General features: G+C 43.4%; 13 protein-coding genes. 4 read left to right on the top strand and 9 right to left on the bottom strand.

Features of this window, described 5'->3' with window-relative positions; genetic code table 11:
- Positions 1-175: 175 nt before the first annotated feature.
- A complete protein-coding gene (locus AC1XUD_RS16755) occupies positions 176-940 on the top strand; it encodes an SDR family NAD(P)-dependent oxidoreductase (protein WP_483362179.1) in 765 nt (254 codons plus the stop codon).
- An 86-nt stretch (positions 941-1026) separates the two neighbouring features.
- Here AC1XUD_RS16755 and AC1XUD_RS16750 read toward each other — a convergent pair whose 3' ends face one another.
- The 8 genes from AC1XUD_RS16750 to AC1XUD_RS16715 form a co-directional block, all read right to left on the bottom strand.
- The gene (locus tag AC1XUD_RS16750; protein ID WP_483362178.1) at positions 1027-2460 is read right to left on the bottom strand and encodes a two-component system sensor histidine kinase NtrB; all 1434 of its coding nucleotides are present in this window, start codon (positions 2458-2460) and stop codon (positions 1027-1029) included.
- A 50-nt stretch (positions 2461-2510) separates the two neighbouring features.
- Complete coding sequence (locus AC1XUD_RS16745; RefSeq protein WP_483362177.1) at positions 2511-3968, bottom strand: sigma-54-dependent transcriptional regulator; 1458 nt, start codon at positions 3966-3968, stop codon at positions 2511-2513.
- Positions 3969-3992: 24 nt separating this feature from the next.
- Entirely contained in the window at positions 3993-5435 is a 1443-nt protein-coding gene (gene rpoN, locus AC1XUD_RS16740) for an RNA polymerase factor sigma-54 (RefSeq protein ID WP_483362176.1), read from the bottom strand.
- 553 nt (positions 5436-5988) lie between these two features.
- A complete protein-coding gene (pgl, locus tag AC1XUD_RS16735; RefSeq protein ID WP_483362175.1) occupies positions 5989-6714 on the bottom strand; it encodes a 6-phosphogluconolactonase in 726 nt (241 codons plus the stop codon).
- Positions 6715-6716: 2 nt separating this feature from the next.
- On the bottom strand, positions 6717-8231 hold the full coding sequence (gene zwf, locus AC1XUD_RS16730; RefSeq protein WP_483362174.1) for a glucose-6-phosphate dehydrogenase: 1515 nt from the start codon (positions 8229-8231) through the stop codon (positions 6717-6719).
- A gap of 12 nt (positions 8232-8243) precedes the next feature.
- Positions 8244-9659: an NADP-dependent phosphogluconate dehydrogenase gene (gene gndA / locus AC1XUD_RS16725; protein ID WP_483362173.1), complete on the bottom strand. Its 1416-nt coding sequence runs from the start codon at positions 9657-9659 to the stop codon at positions 8244-8246.
- A 329-nt stretch (positions 9660-9988) separates the two neighbouring features.
- Positions 9989-11017 carry an AI-2E family transporter gene (locus AC1XUD_RS16720; protein WP_483362172.1) on the bottom strand — a complete coding sequence of 343 codons (1029 nt, stop codon included), beginning with the start codon at positions 11015-11017 and terminating at the stop codon, positions 9989-9991.
- A 135-nt stretch (positions 11018-11152) separates the two neighbouring features.
- Positions 11153-11743 (bottom strand): NADPH-dependent F420 reductase, encoded by a 591-nt coding sequence (locus AC1XUD_RS16715; protein ID WP_483362171.1) that lies wholly within the window; start codon positions 11741-11743, stop codon positions 11153-11155.
- 155 nt (positions 11744-11898) lie between these two features.
- Here AC1XUD_RS16715 and AC1XUD_RS16710 point away from each other — a divergent pair, with 155 nt between their 5' ends.
- A complete protein-coding gene (locus tag AC1XUD_RS16710) occupies positions 11899-12207 on the top strand; it encodes a DNA-directed RNA polymerase subunit alpha C-terminal domain-containing protein (protein ID WP_483362170.1) in 309 nt (102 codons plus the stop codon).
- A gap of 88 nt (positions 12208-12295) precedes the next feature.
- Here the strand turns inward: AC1XUD_RS16710 and mnmA are convergent, their stop codons facing one another.
- Positions 12296-13411: a tRNA 2-thiouridine(34) synthase MnmA gene (gene mnmA / locus AC1XUD_RS16705; protein ID WP_483362169.1), complete on the bottom strand. Its 1116-nt coding sequence runs from the start codon at positions 13409-13411 to the stop codon at positions 12296-12298.
- 480 nt (positions 13412-13891) lie between these two features.
- Here mnmA and AC1XUD_RS16700 point away from each other — a divergent pair, with 480 nt between their 5' ends.
- Both AC1XUD_RS16700 and AC1XUD_RS16695 read left to right on the top strand, forming a co-directional pair.
- Positions 13892-14458 (top strand): Crp/Fnr family transcriptional regulator, encoded by a 567-nt coding sequence (locus AC1XUD_RS16700; RefSeq protein WP_483362168.1) that lies wholly within the window; start codon positions 13892-13894, stop codon positions 14456-14458.
- Between the two features lie 52 nt (positions 14459-14510).
- Positions 14511-14969, top strand: a complete 459-nt coding sequence (locus AC1XUD_RS16695; RefSeq protein ID WP_483362167.1) for a DoxX family protein — start codon at positions 14511-14513, stop codon at positions 14967-14969.
- The last annotated feature ends 14 nt before the right edge of the window (positions 14970-14983 follow it).

Below are 14983 nucleotides of genomic sequence, written 5' to 3'. Positions count from 1 at the left end.
GATCTGATTGATAATAAGCATTACACCTTTCTGAGCGGGATTCAACTATAAAAACCCTGTCTCCTTCCGGTTTTTATAATAAGGGGATATTTGAATTTTGCAAAAAGCGGATTGATACGCGCAAGTCTGCAACGGAATAAACCGGTCAACTTTGCAGTATCAAAAATTAAACAAAATGAGCACTAGAAATAAAATAGCACTAATAACCGGCGGAAGCCGCGGGTTAGGAAAGAACATGGCCATTAACCTTGCCAAGAAAGGAATCGATGTGATTCTTACATATAATAGCAACAAAGAGGAGGCCGACAAAGTAGTTGCAGAGATCCAGAATCTTGGTCAAAAGGCTACTGCATTTCAACTGGACGCTGGCAATATCAAATCATTTGATGGTTTCTTTCAGAAGGTGACGGAATCGTTGAAAGAGCAAACAGGCAGTACGAATTTCGACTTCCTGATTAATAATGCCGGAACAGCCCTGTATTCACCTTTTGCCGAAACGACAGAAGAGCAATTTGATACCGCGCTGAACCTTCACTACAAGGGCGTTTTCTTCCTTACCCAAAAGGCACTGCCCCATATTAACGATGGAGGACGCATCATTAATATTTCGTCCGGACTTGCCCGGTTTTCCTACCCTGGTTCCTCGGCATATGGCTCTATGAAAGGGGCTGTTGAGGTACTGACGAGGTATTTGGCCAAAGAATTGGGTTCGCGAAATATTGCGGCTAACGTAGTAGCTCCGGGAGCTATCGAAACTGATTTTGGCGGTGGCCACGTGAGAGATAACCAGGACGTTAATGCGAATATTGCCAGCTTAACTGCTTTGGGAAGGGTAGGCTTGCCTGACGATATTGGAGGCGTTGTGGCATTCCTTTGTACGGAAGATGCAAGATGGATCAACGGTCAACGCATCGAAGTATCGGGTGGAATTGGTCTGTAATCCTTACGATCAATAAAATAAAAAAGGTATTAGTCCCAGTCAGAAAGAACTCTTGACCGGGACTAATACCTTTTCTCTTTAACGACTTAACTTCTGCCTGTAAACGTGAGCGTAAACACTGTCCCCTCTCCCACTGCAGACTGCACGTCAACGCGGGCATTGTGTGCATGAAGTACGTTAAGTGTGGTTGCTAAACCAATACCCATACCATTGTCCTTTTTGCTAAAATACGGCTCAAAAATCTTCTCCAGGCTCTCCGCGTCAATGCCCGATCCGTTGTCAGCAAACACCACTTGCAAGGCACCTGATAGATTTTTGGTACTTATGTGAAGAATTCCCGTATCCTCTTCCATGGCCTCGATGGCATTGGTGATCATATTAAGAAAGGCCATTTCAAGCGAAACGCGGTCGAGGGGAATGATGAAATCGAATGCTTCAAAGGTACTATTGATCGCGACTCTTTTTAATTTAACGCGGTCATAGGCTGATGCGATTGCCGCTTCAAGTACCTCATGGATGTTGTTGTCCGTAAGAACAATATCGGCGGATATCGACGGCTGCAGCAACTGAGTGATCAGGTCGTTAATTCTGGTGCAATTCCGTTTGATGATCTGTGTGTAAAACTTTTGATCTTCGTCTTGCAATTCCATCTCCAGCTGCTCGGCAGAAAGATTCACGTTCGTTAACGGATTGCGAACCTCGTGGGCCAGCATTCTTACCAACCGTCCTGTGACGGCCATTTTCTCAGAAAACAGACGTTCCTTTTCCGATTGTTTTCGAGCCGTGATATCATAAACGCGCCCTTGAACGAAAGGTGTTGCTTCCTCAAAATCCACACTTGCCGAAAAAAGTCCAATCTTTTTATCATTGAACTCCTTGCCAGAGAGTGTTACTTCAAAGTCGTGTATATTCACCTCTTCAATGTTTTTCCAAACGGCTTCGAACTGAGGATCTCCTATCAGCCTGAGGATATTCATGGAAAGCAACTCCTTTTCCGAAAATCCTGTCAACTGGGTTGCGGCGGTATTACAATCTAATATCTTTCCTGATAAGTCACTGATAAAGAGGAAATCATTAGAGTCTTCAAAAATCCTCCTGTATCGTTTTTCGCTGTGACGCAGCGCTTTCAACACAGCAGTTCTTTCAAGCGCATACCGGATACTTCTCTCAAGAATTTCTCCGTTCAGCTCTCCCTTGATCAGATAGTCAGCCGCCCCCAGTCGTAATGCTTCCACCGCGATGGAGGTGTCACCTCTTCCCGTTAAAAGGATAATTGGTTCCTCACAACCGCCGTCACAGGCCTCCCTTACCAAATCAACCCCTGTGCTTTCTCCCAGCAAATAATCAAACAAATACAGGTCGTATTTGAAGTGATTGATATGATACAGCGCGTCTTTATAATTAGAGCACCATGTAACGCTGAACTTCCAGCCGATCAGTTCGTTGAAATACTCCTGCGTCAGGAAATAATCATCCTCGTCATCATCAACGAGCAACACGTTAATAATTTTGCTATTCATAATCGCAACGTTAGCGCCTGAGCATATTGCTGTTTCCCACCGTCTCCTGCTTACAAGTCAAATTGTTTCATTTTATTGTAAAGCGTCTTTCTATCTATATTCAGCAACCTTGCGGCTTTGCTTTTATTGAAATTAACATCGCGTAGCACCTGCATAATCATATCATACTCAGCCTCGTTGGCCACTGTTTTCAGGCTGGGCTTCGTATCATCCCCTTCAGCCGTTTCAGAATGAGTAACTGTTACGTGCGCAATAACCGGCTGCTCGTCGTCCAAATCTTTAAGCCTTTTGTAATTGACTATTTCAAATGGAAGCGCCTTTTCCTCAATCAAATCACCATCTGACAACAGCGTTGATCTTTTGATTACATTCCTCAGTTCTCTCAAATTCCCTGGCCAGGAGTAGTTCAGAAAGTCATTGATAACCTCCTTCGAAAACCCTTTCACATCTTTACCCAACTCTCTGTTAGTCGATTCAAGGAAGCTTTCAGCAAAAATCATCAGGTCATCTTTTCTATTTCTCAAAGCTGGCACTTCAATGGTAAATTCGTTGAAACGGTAGTATAGATCCTCTCTGAATTTTCCGTTTTTTGCAGAATCGAGCAATCGCTCATTACTCGCAACAATGATCCGTACATCCAGATCAATTTCCTTTGAACCTCCAATCCGTCTCATCTTTCGTTCCTGAACTACACGTAGCAGAGCAACCTGTGTTTCATATGATAAGTTGGACACTTCATCAAGGAATAGCGTGCCGCCATTGGCGAGCTCAAAATGCCCGATTTTAGTTTGCAAAGCGCCTGTAAATGAACCTTTTTCATGGCCAAACAACTCGCTTCCAGCCAGTTCCTTTGATATTGCACCGCAATCCATCGCCACAAATGGCATATCCTTACGGTTCGATCTGTTGTGGATTTCATGAGCGATCGCCTCTTTTCCTGAGCCACTTTCACCATATATGATCACAGAGAAATTCGTGGGTGCTACCAGATCAACCTGCTTGTATAAATTTTCAGAAATATCACTTTCACCAGTCAGGTATCCTGGTTTTGAACGCGTCGAGAATTTCCTTCCTGCTTTTACAGCCGGTGCCGCCGAATTCGGTTGTGCGTTATTTACAAACTGTTCTTGCTGATCATCAGACGACTCAGCGTCGGCCAGCGCTTTTTTAACAGTCACTAAAATCTCGTCAGGAAAGAGGGGCTTGGTGATATAATCATATGCCCCCAGTTTCATAACATTTACTGCTACCTTGATATCTGAATAGCCTGTGATAATCAATACCGGCACTTTCGGCATTTTCGATTTAATAGCCGTCAACAATTCTGTTCCGGTAATATCTCCCAAGCGGAAGTCCGTCATCACTAAATCCGGCGAAACTCTCGCAATCAATTCCAGCCCATCTTTTCCGTTTTGCGCTGTTTCTACCTCAAAATCATTTTTTGACAAAAACCTCTTCAGCAGAAAACAAATGTCTGCCTCATCATCAACAACAACTATTTTTTTCATGAAATATTAGTAATTAGGCTAAATTCAAATGGTGACTCTCAATCTTGCCGTAGGTATATTCAACTGTTCTCTGTACTTCGCGACCGTTCTTCTGGCCACCGAATACCCTTTTTCTGCAAGCATATCGGTAATCTGTTGATCGTTGTATGGATGTCGCTTGTCTTCTACTTCCACGATCTCACGAATCGCTTCCTGAATTTCACGGTTAGAAACTTCCGTGCCATCCTCGTTCGTTACACCTTCGGTGAAAAGGTCTTTTAGCAAAACAATACCAAATGGCGTCTGAACATACTTATTGGTTGTCACCCTCGAAACGGTCGAAATATCCATATTGATGATCTCTGCGACGTCTTTTAGAATCATAGGGCGCAACTTCTTGATATCTCCCGTCTGAAAATAATCATATTGGAGTTTAACAATTGCTCTCAAAGTGTTCAACATCGTATTCTCTCGTTGCTTAATTGCATCGATGAACCACTTTGCTGAATTCATTTTACTTTTGATGAACTGATTGGTAGCCTTGTCCTTTTTCTTGTCGACCATCTCGGTGAAAACTTTGTTCATTTTCAACGCCGGGCTGTTTCCCCAAGTCAATTGAACTTCTATTTCCCCGTCTGAAGCATACCATAACAAAAAGTCAGGCTTGATGCTTTCATTTACAATTGAATCGTTTCTAAGACCTGATGCCGGCTTTGGATTGAGGGTTGTGATCAGCTGAATCGCCTTTTTCAGTAATTCCTCATCCAGGCCAAGCACCCGCATGATTTTGTCATAATTACGGGTTCCCAATTCGTCGAAAGTATCGGAAATAATCCTGAACGCTGCCTTCCAAATCTTGTCCTGAACTTCTAAACGATTGAGCTGAATGATCAAACATTCTTTCAGATCACTCGCTGCTATACCTGCTGGCTCCAATTGCTGGATCACCCGCAACATTAGCTCAACCTCCTCAGAATCAATAAACAAGCTATTGGCAAAAGATATATCATCAGCAATTACATCACATTCCCTTCTCAAAAATCCATCCTCATCCAGAGAGTCAAGAATAAAGTCTGCAATGAGTTGTTGCCTTTCATCTAATTGAAGGAAGTGCACCTGTTGCTTAAGATCGTCCCGAAACGATATGGTCTCCACCATAGGACGGGTATACAGCTCATTATCAGGTGAGTTGTTATTCGAATATGTTTTATAATCAGGTATATCGTCGTCGCGGAATTCATCCCAGTCATAATAATCCTGGACGGAGGACGAATCGTCGTCACCTGTGTTAATGTCGTCACCGAACTCATCGCCGGTCTCCTCGGTCGTATTCTCTTCCTTCCCCTCTTCCAATATGGGATTTTCTTCAAGCTCCTCTTTGATGCGCTGTTCCAACTCCATAGTTGTCAAATGCAATAGATTGAGCATTTGAATCTGAAGAGGAGAATACTTAAGTGTTTGCTTTTGCGTCTGCGTCTGTCTTTGCATAGAGCAACTGAGAAAAATTTAATTCTAACTGTAACTTTTTACGGCCCTTCTTTTCGGTCGGGTCTGTTCTATTTCTAAATTTACTACTCTTTCCCTAATCTATTGGCGTAAACTCAAAACTTCATATGAGTAGATATTTCCACACGTTGAGCAGATTCATTCAGGATGTAGATTTTCTCCTCAAGATTTCGGTTCAAATTAGGATTTGAAAACGCCGATATGTGTATGTAGTGTGCTGTTTTTGAGTAAAAAACGAATGTGTAGACACTGTCTCTTTTATGAATTTCTATATCCTACAACTATAAAGATAAGGCAATCAACACATTACATTTTCTTAAAAAATCGGGAGATTGTCAATCACTTTCCGAGGACCAGAATCGATGTCACTTCCCGTTTAACGTATAGTAGAAAAAGCTTTGCCAGCGATGTGCGACTTGTTAGCCTACAATAGCATAACAACCAAAAAAGCGGTATCGACTCAGATAACCTGGATCGATACCGCTTTACTGAAAGACCTCAAAGACTCAAGAATAGGTCGGTCTGTTATTTCATATTACTTTGTCAATTTGCTAGCCGCAGCTTCATCGACGAACCAGTGCAAATTCCCATTTTCAGGTTTAATAATCTGAGAAGGATAGGTATTAACGTTGGACTCGCCCTCCAGAACCTCTTTTAATACATCTGCCTTACCTGCTCCGGCGGCCGCGAAAACAACAGCCGAAGAGATATTTACAGCGGGGGCTGTCAGCGTTATACGAAACATATCCTGAGACGGCAGAAAGAAAGCGTCAACCCACGCATCTTCTTTCGATATCACATCGGTGCCCGGGAAAAGCGATAAAGTATGTCCGTCATCGCCCATACCCAGCAGTACCAGATCAAAAGTGACCGGAGAATCTCGGAAATATTGGTGCAATATTGATTCATAATTTGCCACCGACTCCGCAGGTTCGATATCCGTTTTCATAATATGAATCTGCGATGGAACAACACCAACTTTGTTCAGCAAGGTTTCGAAAGCCATTCTTGCATTGTTACGATCATCCTCAAAAGGTACGAATCGCTCATCGCCCCAGAAGAAATGCATTTTCTCCCAAGCAATTGCATCACGATATGGCTCATTAGCGAGCAATTGATACAAAACCTTCGGCGTGCTGCCTCCCGAAAGGACGAAGGTAAAACGATCTTGCTGACTAAGTACATCCAGGATGTAGTTCTTGATCCATTCGGCCAGAGATTCACTCAACTGCCCGGCATCCTTTGAGATATGTAACTCCACTTTTAGCTATGTTTTGTATTCACAAAATTAATCCAGGTATGACCGTCGCGGGCCAGAAGTGCCTCCGCTTCATCCGGTCCCCATGAATCCGGCGTATAGTTCGGAAAATCCTGAGGTTTGCGATTTTCCCAAGTTTCCAAAATCGGCATAATCACCTTCCATGCAGCTTCCACCTGATCAGCCCGCATAAACAGCGTAGCATCTCCTTCCATCACATCCAAAAGCAACGTTTCGTATGCTTCTGGTGCGTGTTCACCTTCCGCCTCCTCATAATGGAATTTCATATCCACAGGATCAAGCGACATGGTTTGTCCCGGACGTTTTACTTGAAAACGAACGCTGATATCCATATTTGGCTGAATACTGATTGTCAACCGGTTAGATCTCCAGCTTTCGGCAGCTTCCGCCGGGAAAGAGTAATGAGGTGCCGGCTTAAACTCGATATTGATATGTGTCGCCTTGTCGTGCAGATATTTTCCAGTTCTAACATAAAACGGAACCCCCTGCCAACGCCAGTTGTCGATATAGAATTTTGCAGCCGCAAAAGTATCAGTATTTGAATTTGGATCTACACCCGTTTCCTCGCGATATCCCACTACCTCAGTGCCTTTTTTCCAGCCAGAAGAATATTGTCCTCTTACGGCAAAATCGTGCACCTGACTGTGTTCAATTTTCCGGATTGCGTTCAATACATCCACCTTCTTATTTCTGATTTCATTGGCATCAAACGACACCGGAGCTTCCATCGCCACCATGCACAATATCTGCAATATGTGGTTTTGAACCATATCTCTCAATGCACCTGCATGTTCAAAATATCCACCACGACCTTCCAACCCCACACTTTCCGCTGCCGTGATCTGAATATGATCGATATAATGACGGTTCCAAAGCGGCTCGAATAATGCGTTTGCAAAACGGAGCGCGATGATATTCTGAACCGTTTCTTTTCCAAGATAATGGTCGATCCGGAAGATCTGCTCCTCTTCAAACATGCTGGTTAACAGCGTGTTGAGTTCATGAGCACTTTGAAGATCATGACCAAAAGGTTTTTCAACCACGATGCGTGTGCTGCTTGTATCCGAACAGATTTTAAGCGCCCCCAGCTTGCTTGCGATGGAAGGAACCAACTGCGGAGCAACTGCCAGGTAGAATACCACGTTAGGATGAACACCCCATTCGGCCTCCTTGGCTTTCACCAGATCAGTGATCAGACTATATGCCTGCTCATCGTCGGCGTTCATTTGAAGGTAGTTTACGTGCTGGCTGAATTCTGTCCAGTGCCCGTTTAACTTCCCTTTGCGTCTCGAAAATTTCGTAACTCCTTCCAATAAGTGCTGACGATAAGCATCATCAGTATATGGGCTCCGACCAATTCCCGCAATGGCGAACTGCTCAGGCATCCATTTATCTAGAAAGAGATTATATAAAGCTGGAGTAAGTTTTCTGTAATTCAAATCGCCACTTCCTCCGAATATGAATATGATCGAGGCTGGTGGACGTTTACTATCTTGCATAGATCTATAAGATTAAATTTGAGCCCAATCGGCGTGAAAAGTCCCTGGCATATCCAAACGCTGATATGTATGTGCTCCGAAGAAATCACGCTGAGCCTGTATTAAATTTGTCGGCATTTTTTCCGAACGGTAATTGTCAAAATAAGCCAGAGAAGCCATCAGCCCCCCTGATGCAGTACCCGAAAGTGCCGCCTGAGCAATCACTTTTCTCGTATTTCCTACCAAAGATCCAACAAGCGCAGCGAGCTCTTCGTTCAATAGAATATTGGGTAATTCAGGAGAAGCCGCGTATGCCCGCGAAAAAATTTCCAACAAGGAAGATCTGATAATGCAACCACCTCTCCAAACGCTTACTACCTGTGGCAAAGGTATCTCCATCGCCAAATCTTTCGAAGCCTGATGAAGCATCGCCAGGCCTTGTGCGTAACTCAAAATCGTAGCGAAATAAAGCGCGTCATGCACTTGATTGATCCATTCCTGAGTTGAAGCGGGGTATGATTTGTCGGGAGCGGCATACAGCTGTGATGCTTGCGTACGCTCTTCTTTATATCCGGACAAGGTGCGCATAGCAACTGCCATATCAATCACCGGAACGGCAACCGGAAGCTCCATAGCATCCTGAGAGGTCCATTTCCCAGTTCCTTTTGAACCGGCTTTATCAGATATAACGTCTACCAGCTTCTGGTCTGTTTTGTCGTCGTTTTTCTGGAAAATACTCGCAGTTATTTCCACCAGAAACGATTGCAACGCGCCTTCATTCCAGCTTTTGAATACTTCATGCAACTGGTCGTTATTAAGTCCACCGTGCTGAAGTAATGCGTAGCTCTCACTAATTAGCTGCATGATAGCATATTCAATGCCATTGTGGACCATTTTAACATAGTGACCTGCACCTTCTTTTCCGAGCCACGCCACGCAAGGAACTCCGTCAACCTTGGCAGCGATGGATTCCAAAACCGGACGTACATTTTCATAGGCATCCTTTTCTCCGCCCGGCATCATACTTGGGCCCGTGCGAGCCCCTTGTTCGCCACCGGATACTCCGATTCCCATGAAGTTAATACTCTTTTCACGCAGGTATTTTACCCGACGAAGCGTATCTGTGTAGTGTGAATTTCCTCCATCAATAATAACGTCATCTTTTTCCAGAAGTGGGAGCAACGATTCAATTACGTCGTCAACAGGCTTACCCGCCGGCACCAGCATCATAATTTTGCGCGGACTTTTCAACTGGCTAACCATATGTGCCAAATCCTGAACGCCTTTTACTGTCGTTCCCGCTGAAGCTGATTTCTCAAGTGCCTCATTTTTTGTTGCATCCTTATCAAAACCTATAACAGAAAAGCCATGGTCGGCCATGTTTAGCAACAGGTTACGCCCCATTACGCCAAGTCCGATCATTCCAAAATCAAAAAGGGTATTCGTCATATGTAGGAAGTCTATTTAAAAGATGTGCAATATTAGCCTTTTCGGAGCTAAAAATGAACTTATTATAGTACTCAAAATTAAGATTTAACGAAAAACCCGCCCTTTTTCCGCCGAAAATGAATCACGATTTCAGACGAAAAAACACGGGTTAAGCACTGACAGAAGTCAGGAATTTGATACTCCTATCTGTAAAACAGAGATGAAGAATGTAGAAAACAAAGTATTAACGCATAGCTTACCGAAAGGCAGATTTGACTTTAAAAGGCGCTATCTTCCAGAAAATGAAAATCAAATGACCATTTTCTGACAAAATCTGACCATGGTTCTTACTATACCATAACTTCCTTCTTCTCAGCGGTCGTGCCAAACTCATTGATATATATACGGACCAGTAACAAGAAATAGCTGATCAGAAGCGGACCAAAAATGAAGCCCCAAAAGCCTAGTAGTTTCAACCCTACAATCAGACCCAATACCGCCACAACCGGATGTACATCACCAATGCGCTTGAGTAGGGTAATCCTGGCCAGATAATCGACATTTCCTGTCACCACCAGGCTATAAATTGCCAGTCCTATACCCTGAGCGTCGTGGCCCGTTGAAAAGAGATTAATTACCAGCGGAACCCATATCAGCGTGGTACCTACCACAGGGAAAAAAGCAAATATGGCTGTCAAAAATCCCCAGAGAGCTACCTCCTTAACTCCGAAAATGGAATAGCCTATAATAGCAAAAACACCTTGAATAATGGATATGAGCGGGATTCCAATCGCATTTGCCTTCACCATTGTCTTGGTTTCTTCGGCGAGGATTTTTACGTTTTGCTTTTTTAGGGGTATATGCCTGGCAAGGACATCTTCAACCTGACGCCCACCAACCAGCATGAAAAAATATAGAAACAAGAGCATCAGAAAATTACCAACCATGCCCGCCCCGCTATTCAAGACCTTGGGGAGCATTGTAGTGAGAATTTTTGGTAGTTCTTCCAGGTTCTTCGCGCTCAGTACCTCACTCCCCGCCCACTCATTGACTTTTGAAACAACAGACTGGAACACCTGAACGATATCGTCAGAGTTGTTCATCACCATCTCAATTTTGGTAAAAACGAGACGTACCGTGAAAAACAACGGAATGCCGATCAAAACCACAAACCCAACAAGAAAAAGCAGGGCTGTGAGGCTTTTTTTCCACCCCTTCTCTGTGAGGTTATAGTACCAACCCCGACTCAATATATAGATAGTCAAAGCACCCAAAAAACCCGGCAAAAAACCGATCAACTCTTTGAATAGCAGAATAGTAAGTCCCAGAATAAAGATCAATAATGCAATCTGGCGAATTTTGTTGTCAAAAGTTGGCATAGCACTGATAGTCAATTGTTTATTTACGAAAATGAGATTTCAATTCACACCTAAAATTTTTGAAGACATTTGTTGTGTTTTGCTCATCACCATTTATATAAAAACCATTCCGAATAAAACCTGTCGAGAGACGGTCTACAGCTTGATCAAATTTAAGGTAGCCAAAGATCCGCCGGGAAATTGCTGCAGTTTACCGCCCTGTGAAAGCGAACCAAGATCGATACCTGCAAACCCTATACGGCTTATAATTTCAGCAACTACAGCTTTCGATTCTCCATCATCGCCAGAATAAAACATTACGCGGTTACCTCCATTTTCAGCAGGATCAGCAGCTAGCGTAGCAGTTGCAAGTGTATTAAAAGCCTTTACCACCTTTGCTCCCGGAATCCATGATGCTACCACTTCGGACGACGTTTTACCTCCTAAATCTGCAACCTGGAAGTTCGGTAAAAAAGGATTTGTCGCGTCTATGATAATTTTTCCTTCCCCGTATATGGTTGCTGCAATATCCTTGAGCGGTGGCCAGGTTACGCTTAGAAAAATGATATCTGCAGTGGCCGCCTCCCGAACGCTACTTGCTTTTACCTTTGGCCCCAGTTGCTCAGCCGTGGCACGTAGCGTCTCTGGCCCGCGACTGTTACTTATAATCAGCTCATATCCTGCCTTGGCCACATGTCCCGCAAAGGCACTTCCGATTCCGCCCATTCCAATAATTCCAATTTTCATAATGTTAAGTGTCTAGTTATCAATAATACTATATTTGTTACAAAAGCTTTGAAATACTAATTTGATCAATATACGAAGCATTTGGAAGTATTACCATCAAGCTATTTAGAAAATAAGAAGCAGTGAAAGACAAGTCGTTTTCCGGCGAAACTTCTATGAAATCAACTGAAAAGACTGAAAGCCGCAAAACAAAACGGACATGCCCAAACGGACATGTTTATTACAAATCCAGCGACTGTCCTGTATGCCCAATATGCGAAGACAATGCGAAGCCTGAGGACACTTTCCTGGCCAGTCTGTCGGCGCCTGCTCGCCGTGCCCTGCAGAATAACGGTGTGGTTGAGCTCAGGGAGTTAGCAAAAAAGACCGAGAAAGAAATTTTAGAATTCCATGGAATGGGCCCGGGTTCACTGCCGAAGTTGAGAAAGGCACTGAAAGATGCGGGGCTAGGATTCAGAAGCTGATTATTATCCTTAAAACGGTGAAGGGTATTAACGGAGAATGGAAAACCACTTCGTTAATACCCTTCTAACCCTTTCACCTGTTATCCTTTTAACCCTCCTTCTCCTGCCTGAAACTCTTCATAATCCACCCTCCTCCGATCACATCATCTCCTTCGTAGAAAACTGCTGCTTGTCCGGGAGCGATACCGTTTACTCCGTCGTGAAAGCGGGCCACGATACGATCTTTTTCCAGTTGCTCGATGATCGCAGGAGTTCCTTCATGTTTGTAACGGACTTTGGTTACTGTTTCCATTGGTGATTCGATGGAGGCATATTTTTGTAAATTCAGTTTGCTCACATACATGCCGTCGCGGAACAGATCGGGCATATCGCCTAGCACAACTTCATTTGTTTCTTTTCTGATTTCTGTCACAAAAACCGGCCTTCCCAACGCAATACCTAATCCTTTGCGCTGACCCACTGTGTAGAAGGGATATCCCTCGTGCTTTCCAACTACGGTTCCGTCTTCATACACAAAATTTCCGCCAGCGACTTCGGCTTCCAATCCCGGAATTCTTCTTTTCAGAAAGCCGCGATAGTCGTTATCAGGGACAAAGCATATCTCATAACTTTCTGATTTATTGACCAGATCCATAAATCCTCTCTCGCGGGCCATATCTCGGATCTCAGATTTGTGCAAAAATCCTAATGGCAATTTGGTTCTTGCCAAACTTTCCTGCGATACGCCCCAAAGCACATAACTTTGGTCTTTCCAGGCGTCAATTCCTTTGGAAACGTAGTGACGACCATTGTGGATATTCATGTTGGCATAATGACCAGTTGCAATAAATTCGCAATCGAGCCGGTCAGCACGGCGAAGCAATGCGTCCCATTTGATATGCGTATTGCACAAAACACAAGGGTTTGGAGTGCGACCTTCCAGATATTCACCTGTAAAATGGTCGATGACATAATCACCGAATTCATTCCTGATATCGAGGATATAGTGCGGAAAACCAAGCTCCACAGCTATTGTTCGCGCGTCGTTGATAGAGTCAAGCGAACAGCAGCCGGTTTCTTTTTTTGTACCACCGCTACTGGCATAGTCCCATGTTTTCATGGTCATACCAATTACCTCATAGCCTTGTTCGTGTAATAAAACAGCTGCGAGCGAGCTGTCGATGCCGCCACTCATGGCGACGAGGATTCTTCCGTGTTTGCTCATTGTTAATCTGCCGAAGGTTCAACGCCTTCCGATTTTAGCTAAAAAATATTTTGACCGGTTTTTTCCGGACTGCAAAGGTACTTATTAAAAATCAGATAAATGCAGTTAAGATAGAATTTACAATACATTCAATTCCAGAAGGTTATAAAAATCAACTTGCAGTAACGCTTAAATAAGTACAATTCGTGAGCGGTTATTCTTTCAATAATATATAGCTTAGATTCGAAAACGATCTGCAGCTTTAAGAAGAACATCGATGCGATTCAGAAGGCTATTAGTTTTGAGAAATTGAGGGAGATGTTGGGGGAAGTAGAAGTCTATATCACTTTCACATAGCCCAATATTTTCAATTTAATATCATTATTTTTTCCTGTCCAAGCTGTAAACGCCTTGGCACTTCATTGGTCGAAAGAACCAAGATCTGTCTTCTTTTGAATCTTTAATATACTAACACGAAAAACACCGCAATTATATTAACAAGTGCAACCAATCCGAACGCTTCTCGAAAAGTCATCGAAATTATCAGATAACGACTGGCATATCTTTTCCTCGAAATTAACAAAGCGGGTATATCCCAAAAAAACGACGCTGCTCAAAGTCGGACAGACCGAAAACTCATTATCCTTTGTGGAAACTGGTATTGTTCGTTTCTATATCCCGAAAGAAGAAAATGATCTGACCTTTGGTTTTGTCTTTGCCAACGAATTCAGCAGCGCATATGACTCATTTCTGACTAGAATGCCATCATCTTACAATATCGAAACGCTCGCAGAAACAACACTTTGGAGTTTGACTTACGAAGACTTGCAAGACGTGTACAAACAAACTGAAATCGGAAATGCGATTGGGCGTCATGCCGCGGAAGACTTGTTTTTAAGAAAATCCAAACGTGAACTTTCGTTACTAAACGACACGGCGGAGCAGCGATATTTGAATCTCTTTGAAGAACGTCCTAACCTCCTCCGGGAAATTCCTTTGAAGTATATTGCCTCCTACATTGGTGTAACGCCTCAGGCTCTGAGCAGGATACGGAAACGCATTTCTTAACCTGGGTTCATTGTTTGGACGTCTCAATCGGCCGAACTTTACTCAAAAAAAGATGAAGCCATTGATCGTTTTACTCACCGTATCTTGTCTGTCAGTTTTAGGGATTAAACTAATAACTGATGAATATCAAATCTCAACAGCCGCCAGAATCGCGATGTCAGGAATGCTCTTATTCACAGCAATCGGTCATTTCGTTTTCACAAAAGGAATGTCGTTGATGCTTCCCCAATTCATTCCTTTCAAAACACAGGCAGTTCACTTCACTGGCCTGCTGGAAATCGTGTTTGCTTTAGGCCTCTTCCTACCAACCTATCGTATCCTGACCGCCACCTTGCTTATTGTCTTTTTCATATTGATACTTCCCGCAAACACATATGCCGCGGTCAAAAATCTAGACTATCAGAAAGGAACTTATGACGGAAACGGTCTGAAACACTTATGGTTTAGAATTCCTTTGCAGCTGTTTTTTATTGTGTGGGTTTATTTGTCGGTAATTTTTAAACTAGATTAAAGGCGAAAAGGTCA

It is taken from the genome of Dyadobacter sp. HNCC25DJ184 (assembly GCF_056895215.1).
The sequence above is the reverse complement of the archived record's forward strand: the minus strand, read 5'-3'. Positions and strand labels throughout refer to the sequence as shown.

What these genes read in the sequence shown, in the direction of transcription:
- AC1XUD_RS16755 (WP_483362179.1), top strand. Translation starts at nt 176, where the DNA reads ATGAGCACTAGAAATAAAATAGCACTAATAACCGGCGGAAGCCGCGGG.
- AC1XUD_RS16750 (WP_483362178.1), bottom strand. Translation starts at nt 2,460, where the DNA reads ATGAATAGCAAAATTATTAACGTGTTGCTCGTTGATGATGACGAGGAT.
- AC1XUD_RS16745 (WP_483362177.1), bottom strand. Translation starts at nt 3,968, where the DNA reads ATGAAAAAAATAGTTGTTGTTGATGATGAGGCAGACATTTGTTTTCTG.
- rpoN (WP_483362176.1), bottom strand. Translation starts at nt 5,435, where the DNA reads ATGCAAAGACAGACGCAGACGCAAAAGCAAACACTTAAGTATTCTCCT.
- zwf (WP_483362174.1), bottom strand. Translation starts at nt 8,231, where the DNA reads ATGCAAGATAGTAAACGTCCACCAGCCTCGATCATATTCATATTCGGA.
- gndA (WP_483362173.1), bottom strand. Translation starts at nt 9,659, where the DNA reads ATGACGAATACCCTTTTTGATTTTGGAATGATCGGACTTGGCGTAATG.
- AC1XUD_RS16720 (WP_483362172.1), bottom strand. Translation starts at nt 11,017, where the DNA reads ATGCCAACTTTTGACAACAAAATTCGCCAGATTGCATTATTGATCTTT.
- AC1XUD_RS16715 (WP_483362171.1), bottom strand. Translation starts at nt 11,743, where the DNA reads ATGAAAATTGGAATTATTGGAATGGGCGGAATCGGAAGTGCCTTTGCG.
- AC1XUD_RS16710 (WP_483362170.1), top strand. Translation starts at nt 11,899, where the DNA reads ATGAAATCAACTGAAAAGACTGAAAGCCGCAAAACAAAACGGACATGC.
- mnmA (WP_483362169.1), bottom strand. Translation starts at nt 13,411, where the DNA reads ATGAGCAAACACGGAAGAATCCTCGTCGCCATGAGTGGCGGCATCGAC.
- AC1XUD_RS16695 (WP_483362167.1), top strand. Translation starts at nt 14,511, where the DNA reads ATGAAGCCATTGATCGTTTTACTCACCGTATCTTGTCTGTCAGTTTTA.